The sequence below is a fragment of the Streptomyces sp. NPDC048269 genome, from assembly GCF_040652395.1.
Classification (GTDB): Bacteria; Actinomycetota; Actinomycetes; order Streptomycetales; family Streptomycetaceae; genus Streptomyces.
In genome coordinates, this window is the sequence record NZ_JBEZLW010000003.1 from 162332 (window position 1) to 183129 (window position 20798).

The 20798-nt window shown below is 68.5% G+C and carries 19 protein-coding genes and 2 pseudogenes; 7 read left to right on the plus strand and 14 right to left on the minus strand.

All coding sequences use genetic code 11. The features are described from left to right. Together AB0D48_RS04730 and AB0D48_RS04735 are read left to right on the plus strand one after the other, a co-directional pair. Positions 1 to 603 carry an ATP-binding protein gene (locus AB0D48_RS04730; RefSeq protein ID WP_362390762.1) on the plus strand — a complete coding sequence of 201 codons (603 nt, stop codon included), beginning with the start codon at positions 1 to 3 and terminating at the stop codon, positions 601 to 603. Positions 604 to 707: 104 nt separating this feature from the next. Further along, positions 708 to 893 (plus strand): annotated as a pseudogene (locus AB0D48_RS04735) (helix-turn-helix transcriptional regulator); the annotation flags it as partial. Between the two features lie 116 nt (positions 894 to 1009). Here AB0D48_RS04735 and AB0D48_RS04740 read toward each other — a convergent pair. Both AB0D48_RS04740 and AB0D48_RS04745 read right to left on the minus strand, forming a co-directional pair. Then, on the minus strand, positions 1010 to 1663 hold the full coding sequence (locus AB0D48_RS04740) for a response regulator transcription factor (protein ID WP_362390764.1): 654 nt from the start codon (positions 1661 to 1663) through the stop codon (positions 1010 to 1012). Next, positions 1651 to 2817, minus strand: a complete 1167-nt coding sequence (locus AB0D48_RS04745) for a histidine kinase (RefSeq protein WP_362390766.1) — start codon at positions 2815 to 2817, stop codon at positions 1651 to 1653. The genes AB0D48_RS04740 and AB0D48_RS04745 overlap by 13 nt, the downstream gene beginning before the upstream one ends. A gap of 178 nt (positions 2818 to 2995) precedes the next feature. Here AB0D48_RS04745 and AB0D48_RS04750 point away from each other — a divergent pair, with 178 nt between their 5' ends. Next, positions 2996 to 3169: a hypothetical protein gene (locus AB0D48_RS04750; RefSeq protein ID WP_362390768.1), complete on the plus strand. Its 174-nt coding sequence runs from the start codon at positions 2996 to 2998 to the stop codon at positions 3167 to 3169. Between the two features lie 33 nt (positions 3170 to 3202). On the opposite strand, the gene AB0D48_RS04755 is transcribed toward AB0D48_RS04750, so the two are convergent. The 6 genes and pseudogenes from AB0D48_RS04755 to AB0D48_RS04780 form a co-directional block, all read right to left on the minus strand. Further along, on the minus strand, positions 3203 to 4006 hold the full coding sequence (locus tag AB0D48_RS04755; protein ID WP_362390770.1) for a hypothetical protein: 804 nt from the start codon (positions 4004 to 4006) through the stop codon (positions 3203 to 3205). 76 nt (positions 4007 to 4082) lie between these two features. Beyond that, entirely contained in the window at positions 4083 to 5252 is a 1170-nt protein-coding gene (locus tag AB0D48_RS04760; RefSeq protein WP_362390772.1) for an aminotransferase class V-fold PLP-dependent enzyme, read from the minus strand. A 3-nt stretch (positions 5253 to 5255) separates the two neighbouring features. Beyond that, positions 5256 to 6530 (minus strand): SidA/IucD/PvdA family monooxygenase, encoded by a 1275-nt coding sequence (locus AB0D48_RS04765; protein WP_362390773.1) that lies wholly within the window; start codon positions 6528 to 6530, stop codon positions 5256 to 5258. 2 nt (positions 6531 to 6532) lie between these two features. Beyond that, entirely contained in the window at positions 6533 to 7747 is a 1215-nt protein-coding gene (locus AB0D48_RS04770; protein ID WP_362390775.1) for an ATP-grasp domain-containing protein, read from the minus strand. Then, positions 7744 to 8955, minus strand: a pseudogene (locus AB0D48_RS04775) (MFS transporter); the annotation flags it as partial. The pseudogene AB0D48_RS04775 and the gene AB0D48_RS04770, both read right to left, overlap by 4 nt. A gap of 73 nt (positions 8956 to 9028) precedes the next feature. After that, positions 9029 to 10303, minus strand: a complete 1275-nt coding sequence (locus AB0D48_RS04780; RefSeq protein ID WP_362390777.1) for a DinB family protein — start codon at positions 10301 to 10303, stop codon at positions 9029 to 9031. A gap of 868 nt (positions 10304 to 11171) precedes the next feature. Here AB0D48_RS04780 and AB0D48_RS04785 point away from each other — a divergent pair. Continuing rightward, a complete protein-coding gene (locus AB0D48_RS04785) occupies positions 11172 to 12386 on the plus strand; it encodes a lysine 2,3-aminomutase (RefSeq protein ID WP_362390779.1) in 1215 nt (404 codons plus the stop codon). Then, positions 12383 to 13324, plus strand: coding sequence for a GNAT family N-acetyltransferase (locus tag AB0D48_RS04790; RefSeq protein ID WP_362390781.1), 942 nt, complete (start codon positions 12383 to 12385; stop codon positions 13322 to 13324). The genes AB0D48_RS04785 and AB0D48_RS04790 overlap by 4 nt, the downstream gene beginning before the upstream one ends. Positions 13325 to 13326: 2 nt before the next feature. On the opposite strand, the gene AB0D48_RS04795 is transcribed toward AB0D48_RS04790, so the two are convergent. Beyond that, positions 13327 to 13770, minus strand: a complete 444-nt coding sequence (locus tag AB0D48_RS04795) for a rhodanese-like domain-containing protein (protein WP_362390783.1) — start codon at positions 13768 to 13770, stop codon at positions 13327 to 13329. 164 nt (positions 13771 to 13934) lie between these two features. On the opposite strand from AB0D48_RS04795, the gene AB0D48_RS04800 reads away from it, so the two are divergent. Next, entirely contained in the window at positions 13935 to 14495 is a 561-nt protein-coding gene (locus AB0D48_RS04800) for a GNAT family N-acetyltransferase (RefSeq protein ID WP_362390785.1), read from the plus strand. 153 nt (positions 14496 to 14648) lie between these two features. Here AB0D48_RS04800 and AB0D48_RS04805 read toward each other — a convergent pair whose 3' ends face one another. The 5 genes from AB0D48_RS04805 to AB0D48_RS04825 are packed head-to-tail and all read right to left on the minus strand — an operon-like array spanning position 14649 to position 19520. Continuing rightward, on the minus strand, positions 14649 to 15884 hold the full coding sequence (locus AB0D48_RS04805; RefSeq protein WP_362390787.1) for an aminotransferase class I/II-fold pyridoxal phosphate-dependent enzyme: 1236 nt from the start codon (positions 15882 to 15884) through the stop codon (positions 14649 to 14651). Beyond that, on the minus strand, positions 15874 to 16611 hold the full coding sequence (locus AB0D48_RS04810; protein ID WP_362390789.1) for an alanyl-tRNA editing protein: 738 nt from the start codon (positions 16609 to 16611) through the stop codon (positions 15874 to 15876). The genes AB0D48_RS04805 and AB0D48_RS04810 overlap by 11 nt, the downstream gene beginning before the upstream one ends. Then, entirely contained in the window at positions 16604 to 17587 is a 984-nt protein-coding gene (locus tag AB0D48_RS04815) for a pyridoxal-phosphate dependent enzyme (RefSeq protein ID WP_362390791.1), read from the minus strand. Before AB0D48_RS04815 ends, AB0D48_RS04810 begins: the two co-directional genes overlap by 8 nt. Beyond that, positions 17584 to 18621, minus strand: a complete 1038-nt coding sequence (locus AB0D48_RS04820) for a DMT family transporter (protein WP_362390793.1) — start codon at positions 18619 to 18621, stop codon at positions 17584 to 17586. Before AB0D48_RS04820 ends, AB0D48_RS04815 begins: the two co-directional genes overlap by 4 nt. Further along, complete coding sequence (locus AB0D48_RS04825) at positions 18618 to 19520, minus strand: hypothetical protein (protein WP_362390795.1); 903 nt, start codon at positions 19518 to 19520, stop codon at positions 18618 to 18620. The genes AB0D48_RS04820 and AB0D48_RS04825 overlap by 4 nt, the downstream gene beginning before the upstream one ends. Before the next feature lie 323 nt (positions 19521 to 19843). On the opposite strand from AB0D48_RS04825, the gene AB0D48_RS04830 reads away from it, so the two are divergent. Then, the gene (locus tag AB0D48_RS04830; RefSeq protein WP_362390797.1) at positions 19844 to 20788 is read left to right on the plus strand and encodes a LysR family transcriptional regulator; all 945 of its coding nucleotides are present in this window, start codon (positions 19844 to 19846) and stop codon (positions 20786 to 20788) included. The last annotated feature ends 10 nt before the right edge of the window (positions 20789 to 20798 follow it).

Below are 20798 nucleotides of genomic sequence, written 5' to 3' on the forward strand. Positions count from 1 at the left end.
GTGGTGCCGGGGCTGTCGGCGATCACCCTCAAGGGCGAGCTGATCCACCGGCTGATCCCCTCCCATCCGGGACGCGCGATGGAGGAGGTCAGCGAAGTGCTCGCCATATCCCGCCAGTCGCTCGCCGACGTGCGCGTGGTCTCCAGCGGCCTGCGCAGCATGTCCCTGGAACAGGAGATGCGTTCGGCCCAGTCCCTGCTGGAGGCCGCGGACGTAGAGGTGCGGGTGGAGATCCGGCTGGATTCCACCGTGGACCGGCAGGTCGACTCCGTACTGGCCGCCGTCCTGCGCGAGGCGGTCACCAACCTGCTGCGGCATTCCCGCGCCACCACCTGCACGATCACGGCGACCCAGGACGACGACTGGGTGCGCCTGTCCGTTTCCAACGACGGTGTGGACCCCTCCTACCGTGACGTGTCACCCCACAGCGGCAGCGGTCTGGGCAACCTGCGCGAACGGCTGCTGTCGGCCTCCGGCGTGCTCACCGTCACCCGCGGCTCCGGCGACACCTTCGAGCTGGTCGCCCGGGCCCCGGCACGGCCGCTGCGCAGACTCGCCGACCCCGACGACACCGAGCTCGGCGTCCGGGACCCCGCCGCCTGAACCGGGAGGACCCTTCCCCATGACGATCCGCATCCTGCTGGCCGAAGACATGAACATGGTGCGCGGCGCCCTGGTGGCGCTGCTGAACCTGGAGGACGACCTGGAGCAGCCGCGAGACCGAAGTGCTGCGACTGGCCGCGGACGGACTGGAGCCGGTCGAGATAGCCAGACACCTCCAGCTCTCCCTCGGCACCGTTCGCAACTACCTGACCACCACGGTGACCAAGCTGCAGGCCCGGAACCGGGTGGACGGCATCAAGATCGCGCGCGACGCCGACTGGTTGCTGTAGTGGCCGCAGTTGCCGTCGCCGCCGTGGTCGCTGTCCCGCTCGATCATCAAGAACGAGTATGCGGGCGGGACTTCAGCGCGCGGTAGCGCCAGACTCACGTTTCCGGCATGAATATTTCACGTACGGAACCTCTTGTTCAGGTAGGCGAGGACCGCCAGGACCCGACGGTGGCCGCTGTCGCTCGGCGGGAGCCCGAGCTTGAGGAACACGTTCCCGATGTGCTTGCTCACCGCCCGCTCCGTGACCACCAGGTGCGCGGCGATCGTGGCGTTGTCCCGCCCCTCCGCCATCAGCTGCAGGACCTCCCGCTCGCGCGGGGTCAGGGAGTCGATCGGATCGTCCTTGCGTTTCGCGAGGAGTTCCGCCACCACCTCCGGGTCCAGCGCGGTACCGCCCGCGGAGACCCGGTCCAGGGCGTCGAGGAACTCGTCGACCCGGCCGATCCGGTCCTTGAGCAGATAGCCGACGCCGCTCGCGCCGCCGCCGAGCAGTTCGGCCGCGTAGGTCTCCTCGACGTACTGCGACAGCACGAGCACCGGGAGTCCCGGTATCTCCGCCCGCGCCGCGAGCGCCGCGCGCAGCCCCTCGTCCCGGAAGCCGGGCGGCATCCGCACGTCCAGCACGGCCACGTCCGGCCGGTGTTCGAGCAGCGCCGGGAGCACCTCGGGGCCGCTGGCCGCGACGGCGACCACCTCGTGGCCCGCGGAGGTGAGCAGCAGTACGAGTCCTTCCCGCAGCAGGGCGTTGTCCTCGGCGATCACCACACGCACGGAAGCTCCACTTCGATCACGGTCGGCCCCCCGACGGGGCTCGACACCTGGACGATGCCGTCGAGCGCCGCGATCCGCCGCCGCATGCCGAGCAGCCCGCTGCCGCCCGCCTCGTCGGCGCCCCCGTGTCCTTCGTCGCGCACCACGATCTTCAACGCGCGGGTTGCCCGGGACAGTTCCACCCGGGCTCGCTCGGATCCGCTGTGCTTTGCGGCGTTGGTCAGCGCCTCGGCGACCGCGAAGTACGCCGCCGCCTCGACCGCGGCCGGCGGGCGCGAACCGCCCTCCAGGTCCTCCTCGGCCACCTCGACCTCCAGCGCGCTGCCCGCGGCCAGCGCCCGTACGGCGCCGGTGAGTCCGCGGTCGGTGAGGATCGGCGGATGGATGCCGCGCACCACGTGGCGCAGTTCGGTGAGGGCTTCCTGGACCTGGTCCTGCGCGTCGTCGAGCAGTTTGCGAGTGGCGTCCGGGTTGTTGTCGTACGCCCTCCTGGCCAGCCCCACCCGCATCGACAGGGCGACCAGGCGGGCCTGGGTCCCGTCGTGCAGGTCACGCTCGATGCGCCGCAGTTCGGCGCCGTGCGCGGCGACCGCCCCGGCCCGGGTGGCGGTCAGCTCCTCGACGCGCTCGGCGAGTTCCGCGCTGCGCCGGGCGTCCGGGGAGGGCTCCAGCAGAGTGCGGGACCAGGCCGCGTCCAGGGCGGCCAGCCGCCCGATGTGGGGCAGCAGCACGGCCCGGTGCCCCAGCACCCCGCACCAGATGCCGTCGACCATCAGGCCGATGATCCAGACGAGCAGGGCGGCGTAGGCCAGCAGCCAGCCGTAGAGGAAGTGCGCGGCCAGCCACCGCAGGTCCCGGTAGGTTCCGGGATCGGCGACCGCCGTCCGTACGCGGACCGAGAGTCCGCCGACGAGGGGTACGTACGCCTCCGGGACCTGCTCACCCGTCCAGTTCTCCACCTCGCGGCGCTTGAGCCCGGCGACCCTGCGCAACAGCAGGACCGTTTCGGGCAGTACGCCCGCGCCGATCACCAGCAAGGTGGCGACCGCGGTGAACCCCGCGACGGGCAGGAACAGGAGCGAGGCCAGGGCGAGGCCGGCCGATCGCAGCAGCTGCCTCGTCGCCCGCCATTCGAGCCACAGCCTCTCTTTCATGAGCTTCAGATTAGGCGAACGCCCTGGCCGGCGAAGGCGTGCGCGCCACCCGGCCCTTGGTGTAGCGGACTACACCAAGGGTCCGGTACACCGCCCCCTCGCTCCCGCGCCCGGCGAGCGGGCATCGTGGTGTCCACAAGGGGCAGAACGGCCCCGACCCCCGACGAAAGGAACGGCCATGAAGGCCCTGCTCTGGATCCTTCTCGTGGCAGCCGTCGCCGTGAACGTCTCCACCAGCTTCGCCTTCGACGGCGGCAAGCAGATCGCCATCAGCGTCAGCACGGGCACGGTGGCCCTCGCCTCGGCCCTGGCCCTCTTCCTCCTGCGCACCAAGCGCCGCACGAACGCCTGACCGGAGCGACAGGTCAGGCAGCCCGCCCGTGGTTCATGCGGCTTCGGCGCAGCTGACCGCCAGTGCCGCGCGCACCAGGTCCGCCACGGACCGGTGGGACGCCCGGGACGGAGGATGTGACCGCCGGGCCTGCACCGGGAGCTCCGTGCCTCCTTGGAGCACCTGGAGGAGCAGGCGGTTCTTGTCCACGTCCGGGAGGCGGTGGATCCACTGGCTCAGCTTCTGTTGATGCGCCTGGGAATGGGACTGGGCATCGGGACTCGCGCTGCCGGCGACCTCCAGCAGCCGGGGGTCCACACAGAGGATCTCCGCGAGCGAGCAGAGGCCGGGCCCCAAGGTGGTCAGTCCGGCCGGAACCGGCGGCTCCTCCTCGGCTTCCAGTTCCTGCACCTCGGACGCGCTGTACTGGTCCGGGTTGCCCAGTGAGGCGAGCCATGCGAGGTACAGGGCGCGGCGGCCTCCGGCCGCGAGCTCCGCGCGTACACCCGCCAGCCGGCTGAGCGCGTCCTCGCCGTGCGCGTACGCCGCGCCGCCGGCGAAGTCGGTGCGGAGCACGACCAGCGTGTGCTCGTCGACGGTCCAGGCCTCCACGCCGTACCGCCTGGCCAGCGGGACGGAGAGGCATTCCTGCGGCAGCCTGAAGATGACCTCGCGGGTTCCCCACGGGGAGACGGCGAGATGGACGTCGAAGTACCGCTCCATCAGTGCCCGCGGGTCCGCGTGGAACGGCCTGACGGCCGAGCTGGCCACGAGGGTCTTGGGACTGTCGCACGACCAGTTGGCCAGCATCTGCACATCGGCCAGTTGCATCTCGTCGAGCGGTGCGTCGACGGCCATGAATTCGTATGTATGGGATTCGATCATTTGTTCACGCCCAGAGTTGCTGGTGGGGGCTCCATGGCGGTCCGTCGGTTCAGAAACCGGCGACCGCGTTGATGAGTTGTTCCTGCTCGGCAAGGGTGTTGTAGTAGTGGACCGACGCTCGGACGACGACCGCGGGCTTGTCGGGCCGGGTGTCGAACCGGGCTCGGGACGGCAGGGAGAAGTCGGTGGTCACGCCTTCCTCCCGCAGCCTGGCGACGAGGTCCTCCGCGCTCCAGCCGTCCTTGACGAACGTCACGATGCCGCTGCGGACCGCGCCGCGGTCGCAGACCGTCACCCCCGGCAGGCGGGAGAGACCGAACCGCAGGCTGTCCGACAGCAGCGCGATCCGCTCCCGAACCGCCTCGATGCCGAGGTCGAGGACGTCGTCGACCGCGGCTCCCAGTCCGAGCAGCCCCGCCACGTTGCGCTCCCAGGTCTCGAAGCGCTTCGCATCCGCCTTCAACTCGAAGGACTCAGGACCGGTCCAGGTGGCCGCCCGCAGATCGAGGAGCGGCGGGTCCAGTTGGTCCACCACCTCCTCGGACACGTACAGGAAGCCCGTGCCGCGGGGTGCCCGCAGATACTTGCGCCCGGTCGCCGAGAGCAGGTGGCAGCCGATACGCCTGACGTCCACCGGCAGCTGGCCGACCGACTGGCAGGCGTCCAGCAGGTAGAGGGCGCCCGCGCGGGCGGCCAGCTCTCCGATTTCGGCCGCCGGGTTCACCAGGCCGTCGTAGGTCGGCGCATGGTTGACGGCCACGAGCCGGACCCCGCCCTGGCCGAGCCGTTCGGCCAGGGCGTCGAGACAGAGCTGCCCGTTCCCGTCGTCGGGGACGGCCTCGACCTCGACCCCGAAGCGCTCGCGTGCCTGGAGGAAGGCGAGGGCGTTGCTCGGGTACTCGCTGCGTGACGTGAGGATGCGGTCACCCGGCTTGAACGGGATGGCGTAGAAAGCCATGTCCCATGCGCGTGTCGCGTTCTCCACCAGGGCGATCTCATGTGGCTTCGCGTTGATCAGACGGGCCACGGAGGTGTAGACCGCGTCCAGCCGGCCCGCGGCGGCGTCCGCGGCGACGTAGCCGCCGACCCGTTGCTCCAGGAGCAGATGGTCGATGACGGTCCTGGTGACCCGTTCCGCGGGAAGTGCGGAACCCGCGTTGTCGAAGTAGGCGGATTCCGCACAACCCGGTGTCTGCACGCGCAGCTGTGCAACGTCCATGATCTATTCGCCCGACGCGGAGACCAGGTCCGTAACGATGTCCGCCGCGCGGGTCGCCATGGTGCTGAGCAGGGAGTCCGCGATGCCGTGGGTGGTTTCGTTGACACCCTGCAGGTACAGGCGAGCGCTGTCGGCGGGCCCGTCGTCACCCTTGGCCGTCCTGACCCGGTAGTTGCGCGTGACCTCGAGTTCCGTCAGGCCCAGTTCGTCCCCGAGACGCCGCACGCCGGCGGGCATGGACGGTTCGTAGCCGGTGCCCAGGAGGACATGGTCGCAGCGCAGCTCCGATTCCAGACCGGTACGGCGGTCGCGCAGGGTCAGTACGGCGCAGTCCTCTTCCTCGACGGCCGAGACGACGTCGGTGGCGGTGAGGATGCGCAGGGCTTCCTTCCCGTCCAGCCGGTCGCGGTACATCTGGTGGTAGAGGCTGTCGAGCAGTTCGGGCGTGACGCCCGAGTAGTTGCTGCGCGCCATTTCCGAGAGGACGAGTTCGCGTCCCTCCGTGCCCAGCTCGAAGAACTCCTCGGAGGCGGCCGCGGAGTAGAAGCGGCTGGTGAACTTGGACGACACGTACGGAGTGAGTCCGATGCCGCGGACCACGAGGACCGGGGAGCAGTTCGGCACGTCCTGCCGGACCGCCTGCACCATCTCGACGGCGCTCTGGGCACCGCCGATGACGGCGATCCGCTGCGGGACGTCCCTGGGCAGCTCCGCGATCCGTACGGAGTATTCGCTGCTGTGGACGACCCGTTCGGCCGGGAGCCCCTGGAAGACCTCCGGTACCCGCGGGTCCCGGCCGCCCGCCACCACGAGATGGCGGGCCCTGACCTGTGAGCCGTCGGAGAAGTGGACGTCCCAGCGGGAGAGCGCGCCCGACTCGTCGCGTACGGGGTCCACGCGTACCGCCCGGCGGTTGTACTGGACCCGCACCCGCTCCAGGGAGGCGACCACCCACTGCAGGTAGTCCGATATCTCACTGCGGTACGGGGTGAAGGTTCCCAGGCTCATGAAATCGTCGAGCCGGCCCGTCTCGTGCAGGTAGTTGACGAAGGTGAAGCGCGAGCGGGGGTTGCGCAACGTGGCGAGGTCCTTGAGGAAGGAGACCTGGCTCTGCGCCCAGGGGATCAGCAGGCCCCGCTGCCACACCGTGCCCTCGCTCTGTTCCACGAGGAGCGTCTCGCCCGCCAGTTCGGGGGCCAGTTCCTCCAGGGCGACCGCCAACGCGAGGTTGGCGGGGCCCGCACCGATGCCGAGTACTGCTACTTCGCTGCCTGCCACGTTCAGCCTTCCTCGGTGTGTACGTCGATCTTGTAGTGCGCGCCGACCGCGGCGATGCGCTGCTGGACCTGTTCCTCGGAACCGGCCCTCACCAGTACCAGGCCCGCGAAGGTCGCCGAGTGGACCACGCCCGTCTCGGTGTCCCCCGTCGTGGCCCGGACATCGGCGTGGACGACACCGGGCACCTCGAGCAGCTCCTCGGCGGTGCTGATGTGCGTGATGGTGCCGGGCGGGCGCGGCAGCATGTACTGGATGAGGTGGTCCTCGGGCTCCAGTTGGACGCCCGTGACCGGGTCGTCGAGGGAGGTGGCGAGGAACTCCATCCAGATGTCGACGCCGTACTGGTGCAGAAGCTGTTCGGCGATGCCGCCACCGCCCGGGCGGCAGGCCACCTCACCGATCAGGTATCCCCGGGAGCACTTGAGGACCTCCAGGTGGGTCACCCCGTCGCTGAGGCCGAGGGCCTTGACCGCGGCCGCGTGCTGCTCGGCGACGGCGATGGCATCCGGGTGGCCGCCGGGCAGGGTGTACGAGCCGACGAGCGCGCCGACACTCTTGAGGACGGGGGTGAAGTACCGGGAGACGGCGGCGAAGTGGACCTGTCCACCCACGACGACGGCGTCGCAGTGGAATTCCGCCTCGATGTCGATGAACTCCTCGGCCAGCATGGGGTACGGAGACTCCCGGAGCTGGGCGGTGAGCTCCGCGGTGGCCAGGTCCTGGACCTGCGCCTCGTCCCGGAGGACGAAGACGTCCTCGGAACCGCCACCGATGGCGGGTTTGACGGCGACCGGCCAGCCGAGCGTCCGCGCCGCCTCGGAGGCATCGGTGAACTGGCTCAACTGCTGGAAGCGGGCCACCGGCAGCCCGGCCTCGGCGAGGCGCTGCTTCATCACGTGTTTGTTGGAAAAGGCGTTGGCGACCTCGTACCCCGCGCCGGGCAGGCCGAAGTAGGAACGGATGTATCCGCCCGCCTGAAGGCTCAGCTCCGAGGGCGAGACCACGTACTCGAACGGGTTGCGCCTGCGGATCTCCAGGGCTGCGTGGCGGACCTTGGTGAGGTCCTCGACGCTGTCGACGACCACGACGTCCGCGTCGTCCGCGTAGAAGCGCCGATAGCCCGGTGTGGTGATCACCGACAGCTGGATGCCGGCGCGCTCCTGCATCAAGCGGGCTGCGGGCTCCGAGCTGGTGTTGATCAGCAATACCCTCTTCATGCCCCAGCCCTCGTGTCGGTTGCGGAAATCAGGTCCGGTGCGGGCTTCTGTCCCGCTCCGCCTCGTGCGAACGCCCAGACACAGACGGCCAGGAGGGCGGTGATGGTCACCGGGAAGAACACCTGCAGCGACCCGGACAGGTTTGCGGTGAGGCCCAGCAGCAGGGCCGAGACCGGCACTGCGCCGGTGATGAACGTACGGATCACCGCGTTGACCCGGCCGGACAGTTCGTCAGGGATCTCCTGCTGCCGGTAGGCCATGGTCGCCGCGTTGACGCCTCCCTCACCCAGGCACAGGATGCAGAATCCGACGACCACCGCGAGGGGGGCGCTCACGAGCAGGCCCAGCGAACCGACCGCCGCGACGCCCAGCCACAGGGTGACCTGTCGTCGGCGGTTGTCACCGACCAGGGCACGCGGACTGAGCCAGGCGCCGAGCGCGGCGGCCACGGCTCCGCACGAGACCGCGACACCGAGCGCGGTGGGGGACCAGTTCCAGTGGTCCCCGCCGACCGTGAGGAGGGTGGGTTCCAACGCGCCCGCGCCCAGGTTGTACAGCGCGACCGCCATGGTCAGTCTGCGCAGGTCAGGCCTGGCGCGGAAGTACGCGATCCCCTCCTTGAGCATCGTGGTGAGGGACGCGGTGACCGTTTGGGGCTCGGCCTTCGGCATGAAGACGACGACGAAGGCCGTGAGGAGGAACGTCGCGGCGTCGATCTCGAGCGCCCACGTGGTTCCCACGGCCGCGATGGTGAAACCGGCCAGGGCCGGACCCACGAAGCGGGCGACCAGGAGGATCGAGGTGAACTGGCTCGACGCCTTGTCCAGGCGGTCGCGTGGGACGAGGGCGGGGATGAGGCCGTAGTCGCCGGCGACGTCCGAGATCACGTTGGCCAGGCCGAGGACGAAGAGCGATACGAAAACCGCCGCGACCTGGTGATAGGCGAGGAGGAGCGGGATGATCGCGACGGAGGCGCCCTGAACCAGCTCGCCGCCTGCGAACAGGACTCGGCGGTCGTAGCGGTCGATGAACGTGCCGAGGAACGGCGCCGCGAGGTACGGCGCGGTCTGTGCGGCAACGCTGAGGACCGCGAGCAGGCTCGAGTCGGTCGACTCCAGGAGAGCCCACGGTATTGCTATGTAGAGAAATGTGTTGCCTACCGTGGAGACCGCGGAGGCTCCCGTAAGCAGCCAGAAGGCTCTCATGAATGATTCCTCGAGTCTGGAGCTGGACCCGGTCCCGCAGTCCGTGGGTGCGGGACCGGACCCGTTTGACCGGTGATCAGACCGCGGCGACCTGGCTCAGCAGCCGCACGGCCTCGTCAGCACGCTCGTTGATCGTGGCCGTGAGGGCGTCCACCCGGTCCGACATGAAGCCGTCGGCACCGACGAGTGCCGCTTCGGCCGTGCCCAGACCGCTGAACAGGCGTGATGCGAAGCGGTGGTTGGCCGTGTGGCGGTGACCGGAGGCGTCGAGGATCTTGTCGATCGAGACGGCGTGGTCCCGCGGGTGCCAGATGTACCGCTTGAGGCGGAACCGCAGCTCGACCGGACCGAGCTCCCACCAGGCGGACCTGATGCCCAGTTCGTTCTCGGTGATGCCCGAGTAGTCCTGGGTGTTCCGCAGGTGAAGGCGCTCGTACAGGGCGAGGAGCTCGTGCAGGCTCTCGTGGCTGCCCAGCGGTTCGCCGTGCTCGGCCACGGTGTCGGTGGCCGGCACGACCTCCGGCGACAGGCCCGCGCGACCGCGTTCCAGCGCGTGCAGGATCTGCGGCCGGTACGCCCACCACTCGGCCATGATCACGTGTGCGAGGTTCTCGCGGATCGACCGCTCGGAGCGCAGCGGAGTCTTGTCCAGGAGCGAGTCGGGCACGCCGACGAAGAGCGACTGGAACTCGCGGTACGCGAAGCGGTGCTGGCCCAGCAGGCGGTGCGTGTCGTTGAACTCCGGCCCGTGCTTGGCACGTTCGCGCTCGGCGACGACGGCGAAGTCGCACAGCTCCTGGTAGCCCTGGAGCACGACCTCACGCAGGCAGTCGGAGTACCACTGCCAGTCGCCCGGACCCGGCTTGCCGATCCAGTCCTTCATGAGGACGCTGTCCGGCAGGGCGGCCACGGTCTGCGCGAAGCGCTCCACCGCGGCGGCGAGCGGAGACGTCGTGACCTGCTGCCGCATGTCCCACGAGGTCTCGATCGTGCCGCTCTCGCCGGCGACCTTGCGCCAGCGCTCGGCCTCCTCGACGGTGACCCGGTCGTGGGGGTGACGCGTGATCGCCTCGTCGAAGAGACGGATCGCCTCCCCGTACTTCTTCTTGCGGAGGGCCGCCTTGCCGCGTCCGACCAGCAGCTGGGCCCGGAACGACTCGGGGGTCAGGTGACCGGCGGTGTCGTGGAAGACGGACTGGTAGCCGACGGAGAGCCGGGTACGCCGCGGGGCGCCGTTCCACTCGTGGTAGCGGGTCTGGTCGGGTGCGACCAACTGCACGGTCGGCGACCAGATGAAGATGTGGTTGTTGATGATGTCGGTGCTGGCGCGGTCCGGGTTGGTCGTGACCACACGTACCGGAAGCGTGTATTCCATAATGTCCCGAGCTATCTCGGGGTCGGAATAGATACTCCGGTCATGGCCGGTACAGCCTGAACACTCCGGCGAATGAAGGTCCAGTAGTACGGGCTTGTCTTCGACCTCAGAGCGCTTCAGAAGAGCCTGAAAATCATGCTGGTCGGCCCACTTGATTGCCAAGGTATGTCCTTTTCTGCGGCTTTCTCCGATACCGGCGGGGAAGGAACGGAGCAGACTCTCTCCCCCCTCCGCGATCACGAACCTACAGGTCCGGGATCATGGACTGTCAAGCGACATACTCACGGTTGCTCATGAAAAATGTCCACCACGTGGACGGGAGTAACAATCACAATAAGTCGGACATCTTGCCGAATAGTGGGCGGTAGCATTCACTCCGTTTGTTTTATGTCTGCAGCATTAACGCATCCAAAGCGGCAGGTCAAGTCTTGATCGACATCATTACTCTCAGGTAGAGATGGGGGCGATCACGTCAGGGGCGGAAGCTACGGGCTCATTTACTGGAGGTTCACGTTAGCGAAGTCGCTCCCTGTTGAGACTGTCACTGAGCGTCGCAGGACTGGCTCCTGGGCTGCCTTGAGCGTTGGGTCTGCATAGCATGAAGATTCAGATCAATTCGGACCATCTTCCGCATTCATCGATAGATTCACCGAATGCGGTGCGAGCGCCCCAGCCATACGAGTACACATTTCGGCCACTGGCGGAACCGGACTGGTCGAGGTTTCCGGGATGGGCCGACGTAACTGCCGACGAATGGGCCTCGGCTCAATGGCAGCGGTCCAACTGCATCAAGAACATCCGTCAGCTCGAGTCTGTTTTCGGCCAACGGCTCGACCCGTCGTTCGTGGCCGACCTCACGCGGGACCAGAGCGACCGGGCCACCATGTCCATGCTGATCACGCCTCAGATGGTGAACACCATGGTGGCGGACCTGGCCCCGGGCGACTCGGGCTACACCGAGCGGCTGTACGCGGATCCGGTGCGCCGCTACATGCTGCCGGTCTACAGCGACCGGCACGCCGAATGGCCCTCGCACCCGTTCGCGAGCCGCGACTCCCTGCACGAGGCCGAGATGTGGGCCGTCGAGGGACTGACCCACCGTTACCCCACGAAGGTCCTGGCAGAGTTGGTCGCCACCTGCCCCCAGTACTGCGGGCACTGCACCCGCATGGACCTGGTCGGCAACTCGACCCCCCAGATCACCAAGCTCCGCCTGGAACTCAAGCCGAACGACCGCCTCGAGCGGATGCTGGAATTCCTGAGGTCCAGCCAGAGCATCCGCGATGTCGTGGTGTCCGGCGGGGACGTGGCCAACGTGCCGTGGCCCCGGCTGGAGGCCTTCCTCTACGCGCTGCTGGACATCCCGAGCATCCGCGACATCAGGCTCGCGACCAAGGGTCTCGTCGGACTCCCGCAGCACTGGCTGCAGAAGGACCTCCTCGACGGACTGGCGTCGGTGTGCGCGAAGGCCCGCCAGCGGGGCGTCCAGATTTCGGTGCACACGCACGCCAACTCGGCCCAGTCCGTCACCCCGGCCGTGGCCCGTGCCACCACCGCGCTGTTCGAGGCGGGCGTCCGCGATGTGCGCAACCAGGGCGTCCTCATGCGCGGAGTCAACGACTCCGTCGAGGCCCTCCTCGACCTGAGCTTCGCCCTGCTCGACGGAGCGGGCATCATGCCCTACTACTTCTACCTCTGCGACATGATCCCGAACAGCGAGCACTGGCGGGTGGCCGTGTGGGAGGCGCAGGCGCTGCAGCGCGGAATGATGGGCTACCTGCCCGGATTCGCCACCCCGCGCATCGTCTGCGACGTCCCGTTCGTCGGGAAGCGCTGGATCGACCAGGTGGACTCGTACGACCGCGAACGCGGCATCTCGTACTGGACGAAGAACTACCGTACCCCTCTTGAGATCAGCGACCCCTCAGCCGCCCAACAGGCCTACCCGTTCTATGATCCGATCCCGACCCTCCCCCAGAGCGGCCAGGACTGGTGGAGGAAGAACGATGCTTCCGTCGCGTCCGGAAGCGAGGCGCAGACATCCGAGGACACAGCATGAAGATGATCGATGAGCACGGACTCTCCGTTGCCCTGATCGAAGCCACCGATCTGACCGCGGAGCCCTGGCTGTCGTCGGACCAGCACATCGACGTGGTCAGAATGCTCAAGCCGCCGGCCGACGTCTGGGACGACCTCATCGCCCGCGGGTTCATACGCAAGCCGGAGATGCTCACTTGGCTCGCCCGGCTCGAATCCGACGAGGAGCAGTTCCTCGCCCGCCTGGACAACAAGTCCCGCCAGGACATACGGCGAGCGCAGCGCAGGGCCGCCGGATCACTGCGGGAGGTCGTGCAGGACCAGGTCGACGCGGAGACACTGGACCGGTTCCTCACGCTCTACGAAGAGCGGGTGGCCGGCATGCAGTTCGGCGTCCCGTACGCCCGGCGGCACCGGGAGGCCGTGCTGCACGGACCCCAGAAGTACTTCGCGCACTTCGCCTTCGACGGTGACGAGATCGTGGGCGGCTGCCTGGTGCTGGAATGCCCGGAGGAGGACGCGATCCGCATCCGCTTCTCGGCCGTGAGCGAGTCCTGGCGGAAGTCGAGCCTGGCCCGCACCCTCTACTTCTCGGCCATGCAGACCGCACGGCGCAAGGGGTACACCTGGGCAACGCTCGGGGACGAGCCGAATCTGTACGGCCACCTGACCCAGGCCGGGCTCTTCTCGTTCAAGGTCAACATGGGGTTCACGGCGGTCCCCTCACAGGATTTCGCCGACCCGACCGGCTGCGACGAAGCGGATCTCGTACTGAGCCTCACGGCCTTGAACGATCCCTGCCTGATCCTCGGCTACGCACATTCTTCGGACGCCACGGACAGGGCGCTCGACGGAATTCTGATAACCGAGTCCGCCATCGACTCCAATAAATTCTCCGCGCCGTTCCTCGCCGCAATGGAAACGCGTCCCCCGGGGGATCCCCGGGGAACGCGGAACTGACGTTACGATGCGTTCGGATTCCCGGATTCGACCGGGAATCCGTCACGCTTCCAGTATTCGAATCCGCCGATCATTTCCTTGACCCGGAAACCCAGGACGGCGAGCTTCGCGGCACCCTTGGTGCCGGCGTTGCAGTCGGGCCCGAAGCCGTAGGTGACGTAGGTGACATCGCGGTCCAGGCCCACGACGTGCTCCGACGACAGGTCGCGGTGCGGCAGGTTGAGAGCACCGGGGATGTGGGCTTCCTGGTAGGACTCCGCGCTGCGCGTGTCGATGACGGCCACTCCCGGAATCTTGTGGGAGATGTCGTGTTCGACGTCCGACGGGTCGCATTCGGCGGCCAGCTTCGCCAGAAAATACGTAGCCGACAGCTCTGCCGTAGTGGGTACCCCGGCTATCTTGCTCTCGGCCTTGAGAAGCTCGAAGAGCTCGTGACTCTCGGACACTTTTACTCCTTGACGAATCATTTCAGTTCGGTCCGTCACAGGCTATGAGCTTGATCAGCATCTTTGCAAGCAGCTGCAGAAAATGGATGCGGCCGTATCGAGAAGGAGTTGGGGGCCGAGCAGCGATGTGACAAGCGCCGGGCTCATACGCGAGGCTCGGCGCCATGCGGATCAGAGCAGGTTCACCGGGCGACATCGAGCAGATCGCGACTCTTCACGCCGACAGCTGGCGCACGGCTTATGCGGGAATCATGCCGCACAGCTACCTGAGCCGCTCATTGTCCGGGGACAAACTGGCACTCTGGCACGGGCGGTTGACCGTGCCCGATCCGGCTGCGGGGCTGTTCGTGGCCGTGGAGGAGGGCGTGATCGCCGGGTTCGTGTACCTCACCCCGTGCCCCGACGGCCGCCTCCTCCTGGACAACCTGCATGCCCGGCCGGGCCGTACGGGTACCGGAATCGGCGGCCGGCTGCTGCGGCACGCTCTCGCATGGGCCGTCACGGAGCACCCCGGGCGGGACGTCTACCTCGAGGTGCTGCGCGCCAACACGCGCGCCATCGCCTTCTACGTGCGCCACGGCGCCATTCGTACGGCTGAACGCGTCTGCCGGTTCGAGCAGGGCTTCGCCCTGCCCGAGCTCGAGTACACCTGGGCGGCGCAATCACTGATGACTTCGGGCCCGTCCTTCACGCTGACCGGCCAGGGCCCCGACCCCCACGCGTGAGACGGCATCAGGCAAACCCCGCCCGGACCCGGCCGGCAGGCTCGTCCATCGCAGTCCGGGGTAATCGCTGTTCGGTTGGAATCCGCGCAGGTCACTTGGTGACGAGGCGAACGGCTCGTCCTGCGCGGGTTCCAACCGATGACAGCAGGGTCCTCAGCCGCGTGGGCTTCGGCGGGGTCCCTCCTCCGACAGCGCCACCCCGATCCGGTCGAACGCCTCGCCCAGGACCGCTGGATGGCCGGCGGCGTTGATCCGGAAGTACCCGGCGTAGGCATCGCCCCCGAAAGCGGCTCCGGGAAGGACGTGGACCCGGGCGGCGGCGAGGGCGTCGGCGAAGCGCTCCGCCTGGCCCGGCGCGTGAAATCCGGCCCACACCAGATAGGTGGCCTCGGGTGCGACGACGTCGACCGTCAAGGGGAGCCGGGCGAGTTCCATACGGACCGATTCCACGCGCTCGGCGAGTGCGGCACGCAGTGCGGCAAGCCATCCGCTGCCCTGCTCGTAGCAGGCGACCGTGGCTATGGCGCCGAGGCTTCCGGGACGCCCGAGCAGGCTCTGCGGCAGCCCGGCGAGCGCCCCGGCCGTGCGGTCCGAGGCGTAGACCGTGGCGCTCTTCAGGCCGGCGATGTTGAACGCCTTGGACGCCGAGGTGAAGCCGAAGACCCGGGCCCGGTGGACGGCGGGGTCGGCGAACACCGAGCGCGGCTGGCTCGCGAGGCCGAGCGGCATGTGCACTTCGTTCGCGAGCAGCAGCAGATCGTGTTCCAGGGCGAGGGAGAGCGCCGCGGCGATCTCCTCGGTGTCCCAGGCGCGCCCCACCGGATTGTGCGGCTGGCACAGGATCCAGGCCCGGCCACCGGCCGCCGCGGCAGCGGCGAGTGCGCCGAAGTCGTGCCGGTAGCCGGCCGCGTCCCGCAGCAGGGGCACGCCCACCGGGCGCATGCCGGCCTCTTCGATCACCGTGAACAGGTCGCCGTACACCGGTGTCTCCACGATGACCCGGCTGCCGGGCGGCAGTTGGTCCCGGAGGAGCGACCGAAGCCCGGTCAGTATGTCGGTGGTGCAGCGAAGCCCTGCTGTGGAGGCGTCGTGCTCACGCGCCAGATGGCGTGCGCAGGCCTGTTCCTGTTCGCCGGTGAGGCCGTATCCCGTCTCGCCGTCCCGCACGGCGCGTTCGAGGGCGTCCCGGAGGAACTCCGGCATCTCCAGATCCATTTCCGCCACGCCGAGGCAGATCCGGTCCGGGTCGGGCGCGCCCACCTGCCACTTCAGGGTGCGCCGGCCGCGCAGGACATCCGCGTCCGCTATGAACCGGGGGACATCTGCACGCGGCGGGGCGACCGCTCGGACCGGCGATCCCTCCTGCGTGCGGCAGTCGTCAGTCGGCATCGCGGTCCAGCTCGACGTAGAGGCGGGTGCCCCCCTTCCCCTTGGTGCGGCGGCGCACGGTGATGCCGCCCCGGATCTCCTTGGGGTGCCGCACGTGGGTGCCGCCGCAGGGGATCTCGATCTCTCCCGAGCGCCAGACGAAGACGTCGTCGGCCCCCGGCAGGGGGGTCACGACCGCTTCCCCGGCGGACCCGAGGAGGGCGAGGACGCGCTCCTGGATCTCCGGCACGGCCTCGGTGGGGATCGCACAGCCGAAGTCGAAGCGGGCGGCGCTGTCGCTGATGTGACAGCCGCGGGTCGAGCGCGTCTGGCCGTGCGCCATGAGGTACTCACCGGTGGCGTGGAACAGGAAGTGCGCCAGGGTGTGCATCTGCATGTTGCGGAAGCGGCGTTCCCAGTCGATCTCCATGGTGACCTCCGCTCCCACCTCGAGCGAGCAGGGTTCCTCGAACACGTGACAGAACACCGCGTCGATCGTGGCGACCTCACCGTTCGGCAGCTGGTAGGGCCGCCCGCCCGCCTTCTGTACGTCCACCACTCGCCGTCCGTCCACGGTTCCCTGGTCGGCGACCTGTCCGCCGGACTCGGCGTAGAACAGCGAACGGTCGAAGACCGCGTGGTGCCCCTCGACCGCCAGTACGACGGCCGTCGCGGTCGTCGCGTACGGGTCGTGGTGGTAGAGCTGGGCCGTGGCGGGAGCCTTGCTCCACAGGGCGGGGTTAAGCATCCGTCCGTCCTCCGTTCAGCAGTGTGGTTCCGTACAGTTCGCCGCGGTCGGCGAAGAAGGTGAGTATCTCGCCGTCGTCGGACGGTCCCAGGTCCGCAGCGAGTTGGCGCGCGCCCATGAAGCAGACGCCGGACGATCCGCCCACGCTGAGCCCTCTGGCGGCCAGCTCCCGGACGCCGTCGCAGGCTTGTGCGTCGGACACCTGGTACACGCCCGCGACCCGGGCCCTGGCCGCGTCGATCACGGCGGGGATCCGATTCTGATTGCCTGTGCCGCGCAGGATGCTCCGGGCCGGCGAGCCGCCGAAGGTGATCGAACCGTCTCGGTCCGCCACGTAGGACGGGATGCCCTTGGCCTCCAGCATCGCGGACAGCGCGGAGAAGTGGCCGCCGCTGCCCACGCAGAAGATTCCGGCGGTGATCCGGGAGAAGTCGAGGACGGCCATCAGGTGCGGCACGACCCAGCGCGTGTAGACCTGCGGGTTGAGCGGGCTGTCGTTCTGGTTGGTCCAGTAGTAGTCGGGGTGCTCGGACAGGATGGTCCGCAGCAGGTCGTCGCGGGCCTGCTGGCTGCCGAGGACCGGATGAGGGGTCCCGGCGATGTGGAGCACCCCGCCGACCAGTTCGATCTTCCGTCGGGTGATGTCCGGGATGCCGGGGTCGCTGACGAGGTGAACAGGGTGCCCGAGCAGGCGGCCGGCCACCGCCAGGCCGAGTCCGAGGGAACCCGAGGTGGACTCGATGACGGTCTGGCCCTCGGCGAGCAATCCCTGCTCACGGGCGAGGAGGAGCAGTCCGAGGCCGAGGATCGACTTGAAGCTGGACTCGGTGGCCGGGCTGCCGTGGATCGCGCGCAACCGCGGTCCGCCCGACTCGAAGCCGCCGCAGTCCACGGTGGTCAGCCGACTGAGCTCTTCGATGAGTTCGTAGGGGTCGGGGCCGCGGTGGTGCGGCACCGAAGAGCGGGACGGGCTCACTTCTTGCCCTCCAGGAGGTTCTTGGCCCAGAAGATCGAAACGAGCAGCACCCCGATGCCCGCCATTTGCACCAGGCTGAGACGTTGGTCGAACAGGACCAGGCCGTAGACGGCCGCGGCGACCGGCTGCAGCAGCACGAAGAGCGCGGCGAGCTGGAGCGGGAGGAACTTCACGGCGTGTGCCATCAGGGTCTGGCCGAGCAGCTGCGACGTCACCGCGAGGGCGATCAGCACGAGCCAGCCCTTCACGCTGTGGGGCCACATGCTCTCGCCGAGCAGGGCCGCCACCCCGAAGCAGGCGACTCCGCAGACCAGGCTGAGCGTGGCCATGATGCGGGTGGCTTCGTGGCGTTCGCGCAGCCCCTTGGCCACGACGAGGAACAGCGCGTAGAAGACGGCGGTGGCCAGTGCGAGGAGGTCACCGCGCAGATGCTTGGGGTCCAGGCCGGTCCCGAGGATGACCAGGATGTACAGGCCGACCAGCGCGAGCAGGGCGGGCAGGGCGAGCCGCCAGGGCAGTCGGTCGCCGAAGAGCAGGAAACAGAGCGGGGCGATGATGAACGGCACCAGGTTGGCCAGCAGGTTCGCCTCGGCCAGCGAGGTGTAGAGGAACGAGATGTTCCACAGGCACAGGTCGGCGGCGAGGAACAGCCCTCCCAGGACGATCAGGAGCTGGTCCCGCCGTCCGATCCGAGTGGCGCCGCCGGGCGCGCCGTCGCCGGAGGCAGTGGGGGTGAGGGCGTTCACGCGGCTGCGCCGGGCGGCCGCCAGGGACATGCCGAGCAGCATGGGCGCGGCGAGCAGCGAACGGTATCCGCCGGTGGCCACCGGGCCCACCTCGCTGATCCGGACGAAGACACCGCCGAGGGCGAGGCAGCAGACCGCGAGGAGCACCATGAGCTGGGAGCGGGCCCGGTTGCCCGGCGTTTCCTCCGCCGCTGGTTCCGCCCCGGCCGGGACGGGTCCGTCCGGGACCGGTCCGGGGAGCTCGTGGGCCGGTTCTGTCGTCGAGTCCGTCGTGACTGTGCGGCTCATGAGCGCCCCGACTCCTTCAGTGTGTAGAGGTCGCTGTCGTAGCCGAGGGAACGAAGTGCCCTCCGGGATTCAGCGACACGAAGATCGTGGTCCGTCTGGTGTCTCGAGAAGATGAGTCCGGCCACCGTTCCGCTGTGTGCCACGCACACCCCGAGTGCCCCCCATTCCTCCTTGACCGCCATGAGGTCCCCCAGGGACTTCTTGGGGAGCCGGTCGTTGTGCAGTTCGCTGCTGAGGGTCGCTATTTCCGCGGCCGCCTCACCGTCATTCGCGAGGAGCGCCGCGTCGAGTTCGCCGAAGAGCCGCTCGTAGACGCGGGCCTTCCCCGGGTCCTCCGGGACTTCTCGGTGGAATTCCTCCGTGCGCACCCAACCGCCCTCGTCCACCCCCACGATGCTCCATCGCAAGTCCGTGTGGTATTTCGCGATCAGGTTCTGCGACCGCTGGGCGCAGGAGGCGATTCCGGGGTGCAGCAGATAGTCGCCGTATTCGAGCCTCCGGGCCACGGAGAGCGCGAGCGCGTGCGCCACGGGCGCCGGGGTCGCCGGGTAGGCCTCCCGGACGCACAGCAGGGCGACGGCCAGGATGTCGGCGGTCGAGCTTGCATGTCCCTTGGCCACGGGGATGTTCGACGTGATGTCGATGGCGAGGCCGGCGCTGGAGAACCCCAGTTCGGCGCTGAGGGTTTCGAAGGCGGAGAGTGCCTTGGTCCGGTCGGCCGGGCTGATCGTGAGCGCCTGCGTGCCAGGGCCCTCGGCCCGCCGCAGCTGCGCTGCGCAGCGCAGCTCCTCGACCGGTGCCGTGAAGAGAAAGTGCTCGAACCCCTGCGCACCGACGGTGTATCCCTGAAGTATTTCTCCGAATGAGCCGTGGACGGCGCTGTCGATCTTGTCGTGCATGGCGTCGTTGTACGCGCCATCGAGCACACCCGGCAACCAAAGCCAAGCTGCTGGCTGCCATAAGCGAGGGCATCGCCGAGCCGACGGCGAGTCCCAACGCGCGGACGGTTTGCTCCAGTTGCCCTGATAGGCGCCCCGTTCAAGATCATCTTACTTATGGACACAGAAAGGGCTTCTTATGCGAACCCCTCCCTCGGGACTCATGTTCAAGACTTGGCAAAAACACCTGTGTACCCACCGGCCTATCCGCGCATAACGCCCCATATCCCCGTGCCATAGCGGCAAGTTGCTCGCTGCCATTCCTCCTGCTTACGTTTCGCCCCATGATCGAAACGCGTCACCTCCGCACGCTGCGCGCCGTTGCGCAAACGGGCTCTTTCGCTGCCGCGGCACGGCAGTTGAGCTGTACCCAGCCCGCCGTGAGCCAGCAGATGAAGTCCCTCGAACTGGCCATGGGCACTCCGCTTCTGATACGCACCAGCCGTGCGGTGCGGGTCACCGAGGCCGGCGCGGCCCTGGTGCGCCACTCGGCCGGAGTGCTGGCCGGGCTCCACGCGGCCGAGGAGGAGATGGCGGCGTTCGCGGGGCTACGTACCGGCCGGGTCCGGCTCACCTCCTTCCTGAGCGGTACGTCGGCACTGATACCGTCGGCCATCGCCGCGATGCGCGCCGCCCACCCGGGCATCGAGGTCTCTCTGGTGGAGGCGCCTCCTCCGCGCTCCATCGACCTCCTCCGCAATGCCGACTGCGACATCTCCCTGGCCTTCCGCTACCCGGAGATCCCCGGCGCGGGCGCGAAGACCCAGGCCGAGTGGCAGGGCCTCGCGGTCCGCCCGCTCCTCGCCGACTCTCTGGTCGTGTTGGTGCCGGAAGGGCACCGCCTCGCGGAGAGTGGGCAGGTGGAACTGGCCGAACTGGCCGACGAGCCCTGGGTCATGGGCTGCCACCGCTGTCGCCGCCATCTGGTGCAGCTGTGCGAGCACGCCGGTTTCGAGCCGCGCGCCGAGTACAGGACGGACGACTATCCGACCGTGATCGGACTGGTCGCGGCGGGCCTGGGGGTCGCCGTCCTGCCGGAACTGGCCCTGAGCGGAGCGCCGTCGACGGCGATTCGGCTGCTTCGTCTGCAGCCCACGGTGCACCGGGAGGTGGTGGCCCTGTCCGTGCAGACCTTCCCCTCCGTCCCGGCGGTCGGACTCATGCTCAGTGAACTGGAACGGTCCGCCGCCCGTCTGCGGGGGACGACGGTTCACGGCGGCCCGGGCTAGGTCGCTCGAA